This window comes from Enhydrobacter sp. (genome assembly GCF_030246845.1).
In the GTDB taxonomy this organism is placed as follows: domain Bacteria; phylum Pseudomonadota; class Alphaproteobacteria; order Reyranellales; family Reyranellaceae; genus Reyranella.
The window spans coordinates 2,997,783-3,014,235 of record NZ_CP126889.1 but is presented as its reverse complement, the minus strand read 5'-3'; the positions used below and the strand labels follow the sequence as shown (position 1 = coordinate 3,014,235).

The window sequence follows — 16,453 nt, the reverse complement described above, 5'->3', positions numbered from 1 at the left end:
AAGGATGCGCACTGTAGCGCGAAAGTCAGGCGGCGCGCACCTCCAGCCCCTTGGGCGTGGCGCGGTAGCCGGTCAGCGTGCGCTCCGCGAATCCCAGCCGCCAGTCCAGCATGCGCGCGGCATATTCGCCCATGCGAACCGCGTAGGCCGGATCGCCGGCCCGATTCACGAACTGATGGGGATCAGCCTTCAAATCGAAGAAGAGCGGCGGCAAGGCGGCAAAGTGGACGTATTTGAAGTTCTCGTCCTGCACCACCGCCAGCGAGCACTTGTCCATCGGCACGCCGAGCGAGCTCTCGGGCTGGCTGTAGTGGAGGTCGCGAAAGTCGAACTCGTAGTGCACTTCCGTACGCCAGTCGCTCGGCACCCCGCCCTCGCAGAACGGCAGCAGCGAGCGACCGTCGCACTGGCGCGCCACCGGCAGGCCGAGCCATTCGAGGATGGTCGGCATGGTGTCGACCGTCTCGGTGAACTTCTCGACAATGCTGCCGCGGGCGCCGTTCGACGCGGCCCGCGGATCGCGGATGACCAGGGGTATGCGGTAGGATTCGTCGAAATATCCGATCTTGCCGAGGAGATGGTGGTCGCCGAGCTGCTCGCCATGGTCGCAGGTGAAGACGATCAGCGTGTCGTCCCACTGCCCTGTCTGCTTCAGGTAGTCGAAGACGCGGCCGAGATGATCGTCGATCTCGCTCATCAGGCCGCAGTAGGTCGCGCGCATTTGCGCCACCTCCGCCTCCGTCATCGCCGAGCCGAGCCCCTGGCCGTCCTGGAAGAAGCTCGACTGCTTGATGTTGTTCACATAGTAGGCGAGCAGCGCATTCTGCCTCGACTCCTCCGCGGGCGACGCGGCGCGCACAACCTTCGGCATGTCCTGCGGCCGATACATCGCGTTGTACGGTTCGGGCGCGATGAACGGCGGATGCGGACGGTAGTAGCCGAGATGCAGGAACCAGGGCTTGTCGCCGTGCCCCTTCAGGTAGGCGAGCCCGCGCTTATTGAACCAGGCCGTATCGGAAAGCTCCCTGGGGATCACGGCGGGCCGCGGCGTCGCGCCCGCGCCCGGCGCGCCTTGCGGCAGCCAGATGTCGTCGCGCCGTTTCGGCAGCCTGAATCCCTGGTTCGCCACCCAGCCGAAATAGGCATTGCGGTTCTCGAACGAGCCGACCGCATGGAAGCCCTCCATGATGTCTCCCAGCACGAAGAAGCGCGGATCGTTGGGCGCCGTCCGTCGGGGATCGGGCGTCGTGGTCGTGTAGCCCACCAGGGCCGGATCGTAGCCGCCGCGCCGCAGCTCGTGCGCGAGGTTGGTGAAGCGCGAATCGAGCGGGATCGTGTTCTGCACCGCGCGATGGTTCATGACGTACATGCCGGTCAGGAGGCTTGCCCGCGCGGGCCCGCAGGGCGCTCCCTGGGTGAAATGGTTGCGGAAGGTCACGCCCTCGGCGCACAGGCGATCGATATTGGGCAGCTTCAGGTAGTCGGCGCCGAGCTTGGGCAGCATCGCGCCCCGCCACTGGTCGACCACGATCAACAAGACGTTCCTGGCGGCAGGCATGCAACTCCTCGAGGTTGGAGGCCGGCGATAATACGCTAGAGTGCGGCCAAATCATCGGAGGAGACCAGCCGTGGCGAAATTCAAGATCGTGACCACCGGACCTGGAGGCACCGACCATTCTCTGGAGATGGAAGCGCTGGCCGGGCTGGGCGCGGAGATCGTCGAGATTCCGGGAGACGACGGCGAGCTCGTCAAAGCCGTCGCCGATGCCGACGCGATCTATGCCAAGGGCCGGCCGCGCATCACCGCGAAGGTGATCGAGGCCGGCAAGAAGCTGAAGGTCGTGTCGCTGGGCAGCGTCGGCGTCGATTCGGTGGACGTGCATGCCGCGACCAAGCTCGGCATTCCGGTCACCAACTGCCCCGACACCTTCATCGAGGAGGTGGCCGATCATGCCATGACCCTGATCCTCGCCATCTGGCGCCGGCTGGTGGTGCAGGATCGCATGGTGCGCAACGGCGAATGGGCCAAGGCGCGGCCGATGCTCTACCAGTTCCCGCGCCTGATGGGCCAGACGCTGGGCTTCATCTCCTTCGGCCATGTCGCCCGCGCGGTGGCCAAGCGCGCAGCGCCTTTCGGCTTCCAGATGCTGGCCTACGATCCCTTCATCGAGGAGCTGGTGATGTCCGACCACGGCGTGCAGCCGGTCGGGCTCGACGAGCTGCTGGAACGCTCCGACATCGTTTCCATGCATGCGCCTGGCACCAAGGATGCCCATCATCTGATGAAGGAGCAGCACTTTCGGAAGATGAAGAAGACGTCGCTGTTCGTGAACACCGGCCGCGGCTCGACCGTCGACGAGCCCGCGATGATCAAGGCGCTGCAGGAAGGCTGGATCGCCGGCGCCGGCCTCGATGTGCTGGAGACCGAGCCCGTTGGCCACAACAATCCGCTGATCGGCATGGACAATGTGATCCTGACGGCACACGTCGCGTCGGCTTCCGACCGCTTCGACAAGGCGCGCAAGCGCCGTGTCGGCGCCGAGCTCGCGCTGGTGCTCTCCGGCAAATGGCCGCGCGCCTGCGTCAATCCGGCAGTCCTGGAGAAATCCAGGCTCGAGCGTTGGCAGCCCTTCTCGATGGAACGCGGGCCTGGCAACTAGGGCGGGCAACTAGCGCGGCGGATTGAGCCGGTCGCGAATCGCGCGCTCGCACTCGGCGAGACTGGCGAACGGGCCGAGGATGGGCTTGTCGGCCTCGTCCAGCGCGTACCAACCCGCCTCGCGCACGCGATAATCGCCCACATCGTCGTCGCGAATGTGGACGGCGATCAGGTCCCTGGTCATGCAAGGGACGTGGGCCGTCCGACGCCATTTTCAAGACTGGCCGCCCCGTTGCGCAGGTGCCGCGATCGGATCCGCCGCTCTCCTAGGCGCTCTTGACGCCAGGATCGCCGGCTTCGACGACGAATCGGGCTGGCGTGGCGATGCCCGACTTCGGATCGCGCACGTCGTTGACCGTGCGGAAGGAAATCGAGGCGGCCTTGCTGTCCAGGGCGATATGGCCGTAACCGTATGCCCCTCCCAGACCATAGCGCAGGTCCGGATTCTCGTGCAGCAGCGATCGCACGCGCTCGTTCGAGAAGCCTTGGGATGTGATGGACCCGCCGACGAACTCCGTGGCAATGGTGCGCGACTTCGGGGCAGCGAAGTCCTGCTTGAGGTCGGCCGCCCAGAAGGAATGGACGTCACCGCTCATCACCACCGTGTCCTTGACCGGTGACGCCGCGACGGCGTCCAGCAACTTCCGCCGCGCCGCCGGATAGCCGTCCCAGCCGTCGCCCCAGAAGGCCAGCTTGCCGTCCTTGAGGCGGCGGCCCGCCTCGGCCATCAGCGTCTGCTGGGCCAGCAGATTCCAGTGGGCCGAGGCGCGCTTCAGGCCATCGGCAAACCATGCTTCCTGTGCCGTCCCGAGCATGGTGCGCGTGGCGTCCAGCCGTTCCGCGCAGTCGACCAGCATCCGGTCGCGGATACGCTCCGCATGACAGGCGTTGTGCGCGCGATATTGCCGATCGTCGATGACGAAGAGCTCGGCCAGGCCGCCGAAGCGATAGTGATCGTAGAGCCTGAGCGACGGACCGCGCGGCTGCATCGAGTTGGGCAGCGGCATATGCTCCCAGTAGGCCTGGTAGGCGGCGGCGCGGATCGCCAGGAACTGCTTGGGGTCGTGGTCTTCCGGCGAAATGTCGTCGGCATAGTCGTTGGCGACCTCGTGGTCGTCCCAGGTGACGATCCAGGGATGGGCCGCGTGCGCCGCCTGCAGATCGGGATCGGACTTGTACAACGCATAGCGATTGCGGAACTCGAACAGCAGGGTCGGCCGGCCGCCATCGTGATGGCGCACGTGATGGCGGCCCCACGAGCTCTCGTAGATGTAGTCGCCCAGGAACAGGACCGCGTTCAGCTCCTCGCCGGCCATGTGGCGCAGGGCGGCGTAATAGCCCTGCTCGTATTGCTGGCAGGAGGCGAAGGCGAACCGCAGCAAGGGCACGCGCTCGGCTGGCTCGGGCGCCGTCAGGGTCCGGCCGGTCGGGCTTTCCTTGCCATTCACGACGAAACGGTACCAGTAGGGTCGGCCGGGCTTCAGCCCGTCGACCTCGACATGGACGGCGTGCCCCCAGCGCGGCTCGGCAACCGCCTCCCCGCGACGCACGACCCGGGCTAGGCGCTCGTCCTCCGCGATCGTCCAGCCGACCGAAAACGATCCCGTCAGCGGCTGGGTCCGCTCGGCCGCCAGCAGCCTCGTCCAAAGGACCACGGAATCCGGCTTCGGATGTCCCGAAGCGACCCCCAATCCAAAGGGATCCTGCGCCAGCGGCGCCTCGGCACGTGCCAGCGACGGCAGCCACAGGGCACCCAGCCCCGCGACGAAGGAACGACGATGCATGGCGCCACTTTTGCGCGCCCAAGGCCACACTTCAATGGCAGCGTGCCGGTCTGCTAGGGTCCGCTCCTTCGAGGAGGAACGGGACCCATGAGCGGAAAGATTGCAGTCGTCACCGGTGCCGGCAGCGGCATCGGCCGCGCCTCGGCGCTGGCTTTGTTGAAGAACGGGTACAAAGTGGCGCTCGCCGGTCGCCGCAAGGATGCCCTGGAGGAGACGGCCAAGATGGCTGCAAACAACAAGGCCAATGCACTTCCGGTGCCGACCGACGTCACCAGGCGCGACGACATCGTGGCGCTCTTCGCCAAGGTCAAGACCACCTGGGGTCGGCTCGACCTCCTTTTCAACAATGCCGGCGGCGGCGCCCCGCCGGTGCCGCTCGAGGAGCTGCCCTACGAGACGTGGCTCAATGTCGTGGCGGCCAATCTCACCGGCCCGTTCCTGTGCACGCAGGAGGCGATGAAGATCATGAAGGACCAGAAGCCGCGGGGTGGCCGGATCATCAACAACGGCTCGATCTCGGCCCATGCGCCGCGACCCTTCTCGGTCGCCTATACCTCGACCAAGCATGCGATCACCGGCCTCACCAAGTCGACGTCGCTGGACGGCCGCGCCTACGACATCGCCTGCGGCCAGATCGATATCGGCAACGCCGTCACGCCCATGACCGAGCGCATGACCAAGGGCGTGCCGCAGCCCGATGGCTCGACCCGGGTCGAGCCGCGCATGGATGTCGAGGCGGTGGCGCAGGCGATCGTCTACATGGACAGCCTGCCGCTCGATGCCAACGTGCAGTTCATCACCGTGATGGCGACCAAGATGCCGTTCATCGGCCGCGGCTAATATCCCTGGTCTTCCAGGTTCAGCAGCGGGAAGGCACTGTGCACGTGGGGCAGGTTGGTGGGCCAGCTCGGGCTGATGTAGCTCTTGTCGAGCTGGCCCAGGCTGGTGACGCCGAGCAGGCCCATCGCCTCCTTCATCTCCTCCTCGAGGAGCTCGATCACGCGCTCGATGCCGGCGGCGCCGGCCGCTGCCAGGCCGTAACAATAGAGGCGGCCGAGGCCGACCCAGTCGGCGCCCATGCAGATCGCCTTCACGATGTCGCTGCCACGGCTGAAGCTGCCGTCGACGATCACCTTGGCGCGGCCCTTCACCGCCTCGACGATCTCGGGCAGGACCTCGGCCGAGCCACGGCCGTGGTCGAGCTGGCGTCCCCCGTGATTGGAGCAATAGACGGCCCAGACCCCATGCTGGAGCGCGATCTCGGCATCCTCGGCCGTGCCGATGCCCTTCAGCACGAACTTCACATCCGGGAACCTTCCCCGCACGCGCTTGAAGTTCTCCCAGGCGAAGGCAGCCTGGTGATCCTGACCCGTGGCCGCCACCCGCCACGACTTCACGAATCGCTTCGCGATGTCGCGCTCGCGCCGGGAATAGACGTTGGTGTCCACGGTGATGCAGAAGGCGTCGTAACCTGCATCCATGGCCTGCTTCACGCGGTCTGCGACCCAGCCATCGTCGCCGCGCACATAGAGCTGGTAGATCTTGGGCCCGTTGCCGCCCTTGACGATGTCCTCGAGCTTGAGCGTGGTCACCGAGCTGATCAGCATGCCGACATCCGCTGCTCCAGCTCCCCTGGCGACGGTGATGCCGCCGCCCGCCTCGAACGATTCGAGCGAGCCCACGGGTGCCAGCAGGACGGGAATGCGCAGCTTCTTGCCCAGGATCTCCGACGACGGATCGATCGCCGAGACGTCGCGCAGCACGCGCGGCTTGAAGGCGATCGAGTCGAGTGCCATGCGGTTGCGGCGCAGGGTCGTCTCGGTCTCGGTACCGCCGATCAAATAATCCCAGATATTCGGATTGAGCCGGATTTTCGCTGCTTTGACGATCTCATGCAGTGTGACGAATTGAGCTTCAAGGCCGCTTGCCATGTTTCCCCCGCCGCTCGAAAGACGGCCGTTTCTTGCGCGTTCGCCACGCGGCGTCAAACGCGATAGCCGGTTCCGCAAGGCGACCGCCGGCGCTAGGATTCCGGCCAACAACAAGGATCCGGAGGAACGCCATGGCGGCTCGATCGGCAACGGTTCGCACGAAGGCGGAGACGGCCATCCGCGTGCGTCCGATCAACGGCTTCATCGGCGCGGAGATCGAAGGCGTCGACCTGCGCCAGCCGCTGTCAGAGGCGCAGTTCGAGACGGTCCACGACGCTCTCGTGCAATACGAGGTGATCGTGATGCGCGGCCAGGACATCACGGTCGACCAGCAGGTGGCGTTCGGTGCGTTGTTCGGCGAACTCTCGATCCATCCCTTCTCGCCCAATCTCGCCGACAAGCCGGAAGTGATCATCCTCGATTACTCGGCCGACAATCCGCCGGCGCTGACCGACATCTGGCATGCAGACGAGACTTTCCGCGAAGCACCGCCGCTCGGGACCATCCTGCGCGCCAAGGTCGTGCCCGAGGTCGGCGGCGACACGCTTTTTTCCAGCATGAGCGCCGCCTATCGCGGCCTGTCGGAACGGATGAAGCAGCACATCCATGGGCTGGAGGCGCTGCACGACTTCAAGCCCTGGCGGCCGCTGTTCGGCCCGAACGACCGCGACAAGCTGCGCAAGCTCGAGGACGAGTTCCCCAATCCCTGGCATCCGGTGGTGCGCGTGCATCCGGTGTCGGGACGACGCATCCTCTATGTCAATCAGCAGTTCTGCGTGCGCATCAGGGACCTGAAGCCCGACGAGAGCGATGCACTGCTTTCCTTCCTCTATCGCCAGGCCACGATCCCCGAATACCAGCTCCGGGTGAAGTGGGAGCCCGACATGGTGGTGATGTGGGACAACCGCTCGGTCCTGCACTATGCCGCCCACGACTACTATCCCGCCCGACGCACCATGGAGCGGGTGACGGTAAAGGGCGACCGGCCGCGAGGCGTGGCCGGCCCCTACAGCCCGGATACCGTGCCCGCCAATGGGACTGTGAAGCCGGTCGTCGCCGAGGGCACGCGGCCCGGCCCGAAGCGCGCTTTCGACCGTTATTGATGTCGCGCAACTCTTGCCATTGACCGCGCCATGAATCGGCCTTTTGATCATGGTCAATGCTGAATGCCGATAACGGCATCGTCGGTGAGACAGGCGAGGTCAAATGATGGAAAGACGCGTCTTTGCTGCGGGTATGGTCCTGGGGGCCTTCTTCCGGCCGTCCTTCCTTCGGGCTGCGCCCCTGCCTGGGTTCCAGGAAACGCCATGGCTTGCAGACCGCGTGAAGTCCGGTGAGCTGCCGCCGGTCGCCAAGCGCATCCCGCAGCAACCCTCGATCGTCAACTATTTCGCCGGCGGCGAGGGGCCGGGGCGGCCGGGCGGAGAGGTCAACATGCTGATCGCCAGCGCCCGCGACACCCGCCTCATGACGATCTATTCCAACGCGCGTCTGATCGTCTACGACGACAAGTTCAAGCTGCAGACCGACATCCTCGACAGCTACGACGTCAAGGACGGCCGCCAGTTCACCTTAAAGCTGCGCGCCGGCCACAAATGGTCGGACGGCCAGCCCTTCACGACCGAGGACTTCCGCTACTTTTGGGAGGACATGGCCAACAACAAGGACCTGTCGCCGTCGGGTCCGTCGGTCGAGCTCCTCGTCGACGGCCAGCCGCCCAAGGTCGAGATCCTCGACGCCGTGACGATCCGCTACACTTGGGACAAGCCCAACCCGTACTTCATCGCGAGCCAGGCGCGCGCCGCCCCGCTCTGGCTGTTCCGGCCGTCCCACTACCTCAAGAAGTTCCACGTCAAATACACGCCGGCCGACCAAATTGCCAAGTCCGCACGAGGCGGCCAGGACGGCAACTGGGTGCAGATCCATCGCAGTGTCGACACGATGTACTATGACAGCAACCCCGACCTGCCGACGCTCAATCCGTGGATGCAGACGACGTCGCCGCCGTCCCAGCGCTTCGTCTTCGATCGCAACCCCTACTACTACCGGGTCGACGAGAAAGGCTGCCAGCTCCCCTACTTCGACCGCGTGATCTTCTCGGTCGTCGCCGCCAACCTCGTGCCGGCCAAGGCAGGCCTCGGCGAATCGGACCTGCAGTGCCGCTACCTCAACATGCGCGACTACACCTTCCTGCGCAAAAGCAGCAAGACGAGCCATGTCGACGTGCTGCTGTGGGAGCAGGGTTCCGGCTCGCAGCTCGCCCTCTATCCGAACCTGAACGCGAAGGACGAGGTGTGGCGCAAGCTCAATCGTGACGTCCGTTTCCGCCGCGCCCTTTCGGTCGGCATCGACCGCGACGAGCTGAACGAGGTGATCTATACCGGCCTCGCCAAGCCCTCGAACAACACGATCATGCCGCAGTCGGCCCTCTTCAAGCCGGAATATGCGACCAAGTGGGCCACCTACGATCGCAAGCTCGCCAACCAGCTCCTCGACCAGGTGGGCCTCACGAAGCGCAACGACGAAGGCATCCGCCTCCTTCCCGACGGCCGCGCGGCCGCCATCGTGGTGGAGTATTCGAGCGAGGTCAGCGAGGACACGGACATGCTCTCGCTGATCGCCGATCAGTGGAAGAAGATCGGGATCAGGCTCCTCAGCAAGCCGCAGTCGCTCAACAACTTCCGCATGCGCGCGTTCTCGGGCGACGCCATCATGACGGCCTATGCCGGCGTGGTGACCGCCGTGCCGTCACTCGAAACCTCGCCCAAGGAATTCTGCCCGACCATGCAGGGCGGCCTGCAATGGCCGCGCTGGGGCATGTACATTGAATCGAAGGGCAAGCAGGGCGAGAAATGCGACGTGCAGGACGTCTGCGTGCTGCTCGACGATCTGCGCGAATGGGAGACGGCGACCGACAACGAAACCCGCCGCAAGGCCTGGGACAAGATCCTCCAGACCAATATGGAGCAGGTCTTCTCGATCGGGACATTGAACAGCATCGGCCAGCCGATCGTGGTCGGACCTAAGATCAAGAACGTGCCGAAGAAGGGTTACTACGCCTGGGATCCGGGCGGCTATATCGGCCTCTACAAGCCGGACACCTTCTGGATGACGTCCTGACCGTCGCGGGCCGTCAGCGGCCGACGCGCCAGTTCACGTCGGCCGCGAGGCGGTTGAAGAAATCCTCCTCGTAAGCCTGCTCGGGAGCCTGGCGCACGAGCTCGTCGATGCGATGCGCGTCCTTGCCGACCAGGATGCGCCAGCGGCCCGCCTTCACGCCGTCCAGGATCACGGTCGCCGCCTCGGCCGCCGTCATCGGCGCCTCCTCGAGGAAGCGCCGGGCCCGCTCTCGGATCGCCTGCTCGATCTGCGCATCCGACAGCGTCGAGGCATCGCGACCGGTCGAGGCAATGCGTGCCCGGGCCTGCCGGATCTGTTGTGGACTGACGACATCGCTGTCGATGCCGCTCTGCACGCGGCCGGTGTTGCCGGCGATGCCGGTGCCGATATGACCGGGCATGACGACCGAGCACTTGATGTGCGGCGCGTTCAGGCGGAGATCGGTCTGCAGGGCCTCGGAGAAGCCCTTCACGGCGAACTTCGCGGCGCTGTAGGCCGTGTGCGGCACGCCCGGGCCGATCGACGCCCAGAAGCCGTTGACGCTGCTGGTGTTGACGATGTGCCCCTTGTCGGCCTTCTGCAGCAGGGGCAGGAAGGCGCGGGTGCAGAAATAGACGCCGCCCCAGCAGATGTTGAAGGTCCGCTCCCATTCGGCGCGGTCGTTCACGATCATGCTGCCGCCGCCGCCGATGCCCGCATTGTTGAACAGGAGATGGATGCGGTCCGTCTCGTGCTGGGCCGCCACCTCGTCGCGGAAGCGCTGCACCTGCGCCTCGTCGGAGACATCCACCTTGTGGGACGTGATACGCAGACCCTGCGGCAGCCGCTCCTTCTCGCAAAGCCGGCCGGTCTCGGCGAGACCGGCGGCCGAGACATCGCACATGGCGACGCTGCAGCCTTCCGCCGCGAGCTGACGCACCAGCTCGCGGCCCATGCCCGAGCCTCCACCGGTGACGACGGCGATCCTTCCGGCAAAGTCCTTCATGCTCTCCTCACCAGGTATCGATGTTGGCTCGCTTCTTGTGGCCGTCGCGGCGTTTGGGCTCGGCGGCCAGCAACGCCGTCTTGATCCAATGTCTCGAATCGGCAGGGTCGATCACCTCGTCGACCTCGAAATAGGTGGCGGTGCTCAACGCCTTGCCGCGGGCGTAGGCGGCCGCCACCATCTTGTCGAACAGCGCCCGGCGCTCGGCCGGATCGCTCACCGCCTCCAGTTCCTTGCGGAAGCCGAGCTTGACCGCCCCCTCGAGCCCCATGCCGCCGAACTCGCCGGTCGGCCAAGAGATCGCGAAAGCGCCGGAGTGGAACGATCCGCCGGCCATCGCCTGCGCGCCGAGCCCATAGGCCTTGCGCAGCACGATGGTGCCGAACGGCACGCCGAGATTGGCACCCACAACGAAGAGGCGCGAGCAGTGGCGCACAAGAGCCGTCTTCTCGATCTCCGGCCCCACCATCATGCCCGGCGTGTCGCAGAGGAACAGGACCGGCAGGTCGAAGGCATCGCAGAGCTGCAGGAAGCGCGCCGCCTTATCCGCGCCGTCGGAATCGATCGCGCCGGCAAGATGCGTCGGATTGTTGGCGACGATGCCGAACGGCTTGCCCTCGATGCGCGCCAGCGCCGTCACCATGCCCGGCCCGAAGGCACGACGCAGCTCCAGCACCGAACCCTCGTCGCAGAGCGTGTCGATCACGGTGCGCACGTCATAGACCCGCAGGCGGTTCTCGGGAATCGCGCGCCGCAGCAGGCGCTGGTCGGCCGCCTTCCACTCCATCAGCGGCCCCTGGAAATAGGAGAGATACTTCCGGGCCACAGCCACCGCCTCGGCCTCGTCCTCGACCGCGACGTCCACCGTGCCGTTGGGCACCTGCACGCTCATCGGCCCCACTTCCTCGGGCGCGAAGACGCCGAGATTGCCACCCTCGATCATGGCGGGACCACCCATGCCGATCGACGAATTCCTGGTCGCGATCACGACATCGCAACAGCCCAGCAGGGCGGCATTGCCGGCGAAGCAACGGCCGGAGTTGATGCCCACCAGCGGCACGAGACCGCTCAGCCGTCCGAAGATATGGAAGGCCAGCGTATTGAGACCGGCTACCGACTGGATGTCGATGTCGCCGGGCCGGCCGCCTCCGCCCTCGGTGAAGACCACCAGCGGGATGCGCTGCTCCTCGACCAGCTCGAACAGTCGATCTTTCTTCTGATGGTTGGTCTTGCCCTGCGTGCCGGCCAGCACCGTGTAGTCATAGAGCGCGACGCCGACACGGCTGCGTTCCGGGCCGAACAGGGCCCCGTTCACGCGTCCGATGCCGGTGATCAGGCCGTCGGCCGGCGTCCTCGCGATCAGGTCCTCGACCGGTCGGCGCGTGCGCTGGCTGGCGATGGCGAAGGCACCATACTCGACGAACGAGCCCGCATCGACGAGATCGTTCAGGTTCTCGCGTGCCGTCCGCTGGTTGGTCTTGCGCCGCCTGGCCACCGCCTCCGGCCGCTTTTCGTCGAGCGTCAGCGCACGGCGCTCGAAATATTCGGCGAGATCGGGTCTGATATGGTCGAGGTCGATCTTCTCCTCGGCGACCGATCCCTTCACCTCGACATCGGCCTCCTCGACGAAGAGCAGCGGATGACCCTCGTAGATGGTCTCGCCGGCCTCCACCGCAATGCGTCGTACATAGCCGCGGGCCGGACTCCTGATCTCGTGCTGCATCTTCATGGCGTCCATGATGAGCAGCGGCTGGCCGGCCGCGACGGCATCGCCTTCCTTGACTGCGATGCTGACGATGGTTCCTTGCATGGGCGCCGGCACGGGCACGCCCGGAGCGCGCGCGTCCGCGCCCGAGGGCAAGCTGGAAGCCCGCGGTCCGGAAGACCTGCCGAACGCCAGCACCGCCAGCGGATCGACCGCATCCACCCGGGCACCCGCCTGACGGCCGGCCGACCCATCGGAGGCCGCTGCCGGGAAGTAGAGGCCGGACTGCAGCTTCGCCGCCGCCTTCACCAGCTTGCCGGCATGCTCATCGACGAACCGCGTATGCACCTTGTCGGCGCGGACGGCCGGATCGGCCAGCAGCGCGCGCAGGAAGGCAATGTTCGAGGGCGCTCCCTCCAGCCGGAAGGCCGCCAGCGCCCGCTCGCCACGGGCCAGCGCGTCCTCGAACGAGGCGCCGTGCACGATCACCTTGGCGATCAGGGAATCGAAGTTGGGATTGGTGCGGTAGCCGGCATAGCCATACGTATCGACCCGCACCCCGCGACCGGACGGCGGCTCGAAGACGGAGAGTATGCCGCCGCCCGGCTTGGCTGAGCCGTCGGCGGTCATGGTCTCCATGTTTACGCGCAGCTGAATCGCATTGCCATGCGGAGAGGCCTCCTCGAGGCCTGTGTCGGCCAAAGACGCACCGCCGGCCAGCAGGAGCTGTGCCTTCACGAGATCGACGCCCCACGCCTCCTCGGTGACGGTATGCTCGACCTGCAGGCGCGGATTGGCCTCGATGAAGAAGAACCCGTCGCCATCGACCAGGAACTCGAACGTGCCCAGGCTACGATATTCGACGGCCCTGGCCATCGCGACCGCCGCATCGACGATCTTCTTCCTGAGCGCGGGCTCGAGGTTCGGGCTCGGTGCCAGCTCGACGATCTTCTGGCTGCGTCGCTGCAAGGTGCATTCGCGCTCGCCGAGCGCGACGATGCCGCCCTTGCCGTCTCCCACGATCTGGACTTCGATATGACGAGCGTGGGCGACCAGTCGCTCGGCATAAAGCGTGCCATTGCCGAACGCCGACTTCGCCTCCGCCGACGCGCGCACGAAGGCCTCGGCAATCTCGCCCTCGCTCCTGATCAGCCGCATGCCGCGCCCGCCGCCGCCCGCGATCGCCTTCAGCACGATCCCCGACCTCGCATGCTTCCTGAAGAAGGCGACCGCGCCATCGGCATCGATTGCGCCGCCTGTCCCGGGCAGCACGGGCACCTTGCATTTCCCGGCGTAAGCCCGCGCCGCCGCCTTGTCGCCGAACAGATCGAGCTGCTCGGCCGTCGGCCCGACGAAAACGATCCCCGCCTTGTCGCAGGCGCGCGCCAGGCCGGCATTTTCGGACAGGAAGCCGTAGCCCGGATGGATGGCGTCGCCCTTCGTGCTCTTCGCCGCCTCCACGACCGCCGCGACGTCAAGATAGGCCGTCGCTCCTCCCGCTTTCAAAGCCACCGTCTCATCGACTCGCCTGACGTGAAGGGAGGCTGCATCGTCCTTCGAATGAACGCCGACCGTTTCGATGCCGAGCTCGGCGGCGGCCTGGGCGATGCGGATGGCGATCTCGCCGCGATTGGCGATCAGGAGTTTCTTGAGCATGGGGTCAAGTATCGGGGTAGAAACGGGTCATGTCGAAGCGGTTGCTGATCGTCGCACATGCGCCGTCGGAGAACACGCTCGCCCTGCGTGCGGCAGTCGAGCGCGGCGCGCGCAGCGAAACGGCGATCGAGGTCGAGGTCGTGGCACCTCTGCAGGCCGGCGCGGACGATGTCCTGGCGGCGGCGGCGGTCGTTCTCGGCACGACGGAGAACCTAGGTTACATGAGCGGCGCGCTGAAGGACTTCTTCGACCGGTCCTACAACACGTTGCTGGACCGGACGCAGGGCCTGCCCTGCGCGGTCTATATCCGGGCCGGCAGCGATGGCACGGGCACGCGCCGCGGCATCGAGACGATCCTCACGGGTCTGCGCTGGCGGCTCGTACAGGAGCCGCTGATCTGTCGCGGTCCCTGGCAGCCCGCATTCGTCGAGCAATGCGAGGAACTCGGGGTGGCGATGGCCGCGGGCCTCGCCGCCGGCATCTTCTGAGATCCTACTCAGCGGCGGCCTTGTCCTTCCTGGCAGCGGGATCGTTCATCATCACCGCGATGTCCGCCGCGACGTGGTGCGTCGGGCCTTCCGCCGCCTGGCCGGCCTGGACGACGTTGCGACCGTAGGCGGAGACCGTGGGAATGGCCGATGCCGCGATCGCCGGCATCCTCTGCTTGCGCCCGAGCGCCGCCTCGATGAAGGGAGCGAGCTCTGCCTGCTTGCGGGCATCGCGCGTCGCCTGGTCGGCCTTCAGCACGGGCATCACCTTGTCGGCAAAAAGCCGGAGCGAATCGCAGATATGGTCGTGCTTGTTGCGGCCGCCCTGCTGGATGAACACGACCTGGTCGACGCCCGCGTCCTGGTATTGGCGCAGATGGTCGGTGAGTTCCGCCGGCGTGCCGATGCCACTGCCACGCCCGGCCGGCGGCAGCTTGTCCTTGGCCGCTTCGAAGCGCTCCCAGACGTCGGTCACACCGGGCCTGTGATGGCCGTAGACGTAATAGTGCCCGAGCGAGTAGCCGAAGAACTGAAAGCCCTCCGAGCCGCGCCGGCGCGCCTCCGCGCCGTCCTCATGGCAGGAAAAGCCCGTCACCATGGCGATGTTGGCATTGACCGCGTGGCCGATCGGCACACATTGGTCGCTCTTGATGATGTCGTAGTACTCGTGCGCCCATTTGGCCGCTTCCGAGGGATCGACGAAGGCGAAAGTGAGCGCACCGATGCCCGCCCGCGCCGCCGCATGGATCGTCTCGCGCCGGCTGCAGGCGACCCAGATCGGCGGATGCGGCTTCTGCAGCGGCTTGGGCACCACGTTGCGCACGGGCATGGAGAAGAACTTGCCCTCGAAACCGGGATAGGGGTTCATCACCATCATGTTGGCCGTCTGCTCCACCGCCTCCGCCCACATCGCCTTCTTCTGCTCGGGATCGACGCCGAAGCCCTCCAGCTCGACCCGCGAGGCCGATTCGCCCGTGCCCCAGTCGACGCGGCCGTCCGAGACCAGGTCGAGGGTGGCGATGCGTTCGGCGACGCGCGCCGGATGGTTGTAGGCAGGCGGCGCCAGCACGACACCGTGGCCGATCCGGATCCGCATCGTCCGTGCGGCGCAAGCGGCGAGGAACACTTCGGGCGCCGAGGAATGGGCATACTCCTCGAGGAAGTGATGCTCGACCTCCCAGATGTAATCGATGCCGATGGAGTCGGCCAATTCGACCTGGGCCAGCGCCTCTTTGAACAACCGATGCTCCGTGTCGCCGGTCCAGGGCCGTGGCAGCTGATGCTCGTAGAGAAGTCCGAACCGCATTTCGTTTCCTTCCTTTGATGGCCTATTGTGCCGTATAGCCTCCGTCGACCACGAGGCCGGAGCCGGTCATGAAGCCCGAGTCGTCGGACGCGAGAAAGACGATGCCCCTGGCGATATCGTCGGCGATGCCCAGCCGGCCGATCGGATGCATCCGGATCGAGGCATTGCGCGCGGGATCGGTGTCGTTCGTGCCCATCGCCTTGGCGCGCATGGCAAAGGTCTGCTGGCCCATGTCGGTGTCGATCACGCCAGGATGGATCGAATTGACACGGATCCTGTAGCCCTTGCGGCCGAACTCGAGCGCCGTCGACTTGGTGAACAGCGTCACGCCGCCCTTGGTGAGCGAATAGAGCGGATCGAGCTGCGAGCCCACCAGGCCCGCCACCGAGGCGAGGTTGACGATCGCCGCGCCGTGCGGGCTCGTGGCGCCGCTCTTCTTGAGATGCGGCAGCGCCGCCCGCGTGCCCAGCACGACGCCCGTCAGGTTCACCGCGACCAGCCGGTTCCATTCGTCGACCGTCGCCTCCTCGACGCCCTTGCCGTTGAAGATGCCGGCGTTGTTCACCAGCACGTCGAGCTTGCCGAACTGCCTGAGGGCCGCGTCCATCGCTGCCGACCAGCTCGCCTCCTGCGTGACGTCGAGATGGACGTAAAGCGCGTCGATCTCCTTGGCGAGCTTCCTGCCCGGCTCGTCCAGCACGTCGCCGATCGCGACCCTGGCGCCGACGCTCGCCATCAGCCGCGCCGTCGCTCCGCCGATCCCGCGCGCCGCGCCGGACAGGAACGCGACCTTGCCGTCCAGTCTGTTCATGGCTGTTT

Annotated in this window: 13 protein-coding genes; 5 read left to right on the top strand and 8 right to left on the bottom strand. The window is 66.2% G+C overall.

From position 1 onward, the window contains the following. Positions 1–25: 25 nt before the first annotated feature. Positions 26–1,558: an alkaline phosphatase family protein gene (locus tag OJF58_RS15090; RefSeq protein WP_300778514.1), complete on the bottom strand. Its 1,533-nt coding sequence runs from the start codon at positions 1,556–1,558 to the stop codon at positions 26–28. A 70-nt stretch (positions 1,559–1,628) separates the two neighbouring features. On the opposite strand from OJF58_RS15090, the gene OJF58_RS15085 reads away from it, so the two are divergent. Continuing rightward, positions 1,629–2,660, top strand: coding sequence for a C-terminal binding protein (locus tag OJF58_RS15085; RefSeq protein WP_300778513.1), 1,032 nt, complete (start codon positions 1,629–1,631; stop codon positions 2,658–2,660). 9 nt (positions 2,661–2,669) lie between these two features. Here the strand turns inward: OJF58_RS15085 and OJF58_RS15080 are convergent, their stop codons facing one another. Together OJF58_RS15080 and OJF58_RS15075 are read right to left on the bottom strand one after the other, a co-directional pair. Then, positions 2,670–2,843 (bottom strand): hypothetical protein, encoded by a 174-nt coding sequence (locus OJF58_RS15080; RefSeq protein ID WP_300778512.1) that lies wholly within the window; start codon positions 2,841–2,843, stop codon positions 2,670–2,672. Positions 2,844–2,925: 82 nt separating this feature from the next. After that, complete coding sequence (locus OJF58_RS15075; RefSeq protein ID WP_300778511.1) at positions 2,926–4,443, bottom strand: alkaline phosphatase D family protein; 1,518 nt, start codon at positions 4,441–4,443, stop codon at positions 2,926–2,928. An 87-nt stretch (positions 4,444–4,530) separates the two neighbouring features. On the opposite strand from OJF58_RS15075, the gene OJF58_RS15070 reads away from it, so the two are divergent. After that, on the top strand, positions 4,531–5,283 hold the full coding sequence (locus OJF58_RS15070) for an SDR family oxidoreductase (protein WP_300778510.1): 753 nt from the start codon (positions 4,531–4,533) through the stop codon (positions 5,281–5,283). Here the strand turns inward: OJF58_RS15070 and OJF58_RS15065 are convergent. Then, on the bottom strand, positions 5,280–6,374 hold the full coding sequence (locus OJF58_RS15065; RefSeq protein WP_300778509.1) for an alpha-hydroxy acid oxidase: 1,095 nt from the start codon (positions 6,372–6,374) through the stop codon (positions 5,280–5,282). The two genes, OJF58_RS15070 and OJF58_RS15065, sit on opposite strands and share 4 nt — an antisense overlap. A gap of 131 nt (positions 6,375–6,505) precedes the next feature. Between OJF58_RS15065 and OJF58_RS15060 the strand changes: the two genes are divergently transcribed. Further along, a complete protein-coding gene (locus OJF58_RS15060) occupies positions 6,506–7,477 on the top strand; it encodes a TauD/TfdA family dioxygenase (RefSeq protein WP_366526773.1) in 972 nt (323 codons plus the stop codon). A 220-nt stretch (positions 7,478–7,697) separates the two neighbouring features. Next, entirely contained in the window at positions 7,698–9,494 is a 1,797-nt protein-coding gene (locus tag OJF58_RS15055; RefSeq protein WP_300778508.1) for an ABC transporter substrate-binding protein, read from the top strand. Between the two features lie 13 nt (positions 9,495–9,507). On the opposite strand, the gene OJF58_RS15050 is transcribed toward OJF58_RS15055, so the two are convergent. Continuing rightward, positions 9,508–10,479, bottom strand: coding sequence for an SDR family NAD(P)-dependent oxidoreductase (locus tag OJF58_RS15050; RefSeq protein ID WP_300778507.1), 972 nt, complete (start codon positions 10,477–10,479; stop codon positions 9,508–9,510). Positions 10,480–10,486: 7 nt separating this feature from the next. After that, entirely contained in the window at positions 10,487–13,840 is a 3,354-nt protein-coding gene (locus OJF58_RS15045) for a carboxyl transferase domain-containing protein (protein WP_300778506.1), read from the bottom strand. A gap of 29 nt (positions 13,841–13,869) precedes the next feature. Here OJF58_RS15045 and OJF58_RS15040 point away from each other — a divergent pair, with 29 nt between their 5' ends. After that, complete coding sequence (locus OJF58_RS15040) at positions 13,870–14,328, top strand: flavodoxin family protein (RefSeq protein WP_300778505.1); 459 nt, start codon at positions 13,870–13,872, stop codon at positions 14,326–14,328. Between the two features lie 4 nt (positions 14,329–14,332). On the opposite strand, the gene OJF58_RS15035 is transcribed toward OJF58_RS15040, so the two are convergent. Then, a complete protein-coding gene (locus tag OJF58_RS15035) occupies positions 14,333–15,634 on the bottom strand; it encodes an LLM class flavin-dependent oxidoreductase (protein ID WP_300778504.1) in 1,302 nt (433 codons plus the stop codon). A 22-nt stretch (positions 15,635–15,656) separates the two neighbouring features. Next, positions 15,657–16,445: an SDR family oxidoreductase gene (locus OJF58_RS15030; protein WP_300778503.1), complete on the bottom strand. Its 789-nt coding sequence runs from the start codon at positions 16,443–16,445 to the stop codon at positions 15,657–15,659. Between the last annotated feature and the right edge of the window lie 8 nt (positions 16,446–16,453).

What these genes read in the sequence shown, in the direction of transcription:
- OJF58_RS15090 (WP_300778514.1), bottom strand. Translation starts at nt 1,558, where the DNA reads ATGCCTGCCGCCAGGAACGTCTTGTTGATCGTGGTCGACCAGTGGCGG.
- OJF58_RS15050 (WP_300778507.1), bottom strand. Translation starts at nt 10,479, where the DNA reads ATGAAGGACTTTGCCGGAAGGATCGCCGTCGTCACCGGTGGAGGCTCG.
- OJF58_RS15030 (WP_300778503.1), bottom strand. Translation starts at nt 16,445, where the DNA reads ATGAACAGACTGGACGGCAAGGTCGCGTTCCTGTCCGGCGCGGCGCGC.
- OJF58_RS15040 (WP_300778505.1), top strand. Translation starts at nt 13,870, where the DNA reads ATGTCGAAGCGGTTGCTGATCGTCGCACATGCGCCGTCGGAGAACACG.
- OJF58_RS15045 (WP_300778506.1), bottom strand. Translation starts at nt 13,840, where the DNA reads ATGCTCAAGAAACTCCTGATCGCCAATCGCGGCGAGATCGCCATCCGC.
- OJF58_RS15035 (WP_300778504.1), bottom strand. Translation starts at nt 15,634, where the DNA reads ATGCGGTTCGGACTTCTCTACGAGCATCAGCTGCCACGGCCCTGGACC.
- OJF58_RS15075 (WP_300778511.1), bottom strand. Translation starts at nt 4,443, where the DNA reads ATGCATCGTCGTTCCTTCGTCGCGGGGCTGGGTGCCCTGTGGCTGCCG.
- OJF58_RS15080 (WP_300778512.1), bottom strand. Translation starts at nt 2,843, where the DNA reads ATGACCAGGGACCTGATCGCCGTCCACATTCGCGACGACGATGTGGGC.
- OJF58_RS15060 (WP_366526773.1), top strand. Translation starts at nt 6,506, where the DNA reads ATGGCGGCTCGATCGGCAACGGTTCGCACGAAGGCGGAGACGGCCATC.
- OJF58_RS15065 (WP_300778509.1), bottom strand. Translation starts at nt 6,374, where the DNA reads ATGGCAAGCGGCCTTGAAGCTCAATTCGTCACACTGCATGAGATCGTC.
- OJF58_RS15070 (WP_300778510.1), top strand. Translation starts at nt 4,531, where the DNA reads ATGAGCGGAAAGATTGCAGTCGTCACCGGTGCCGGCAGCGGCATCGGC.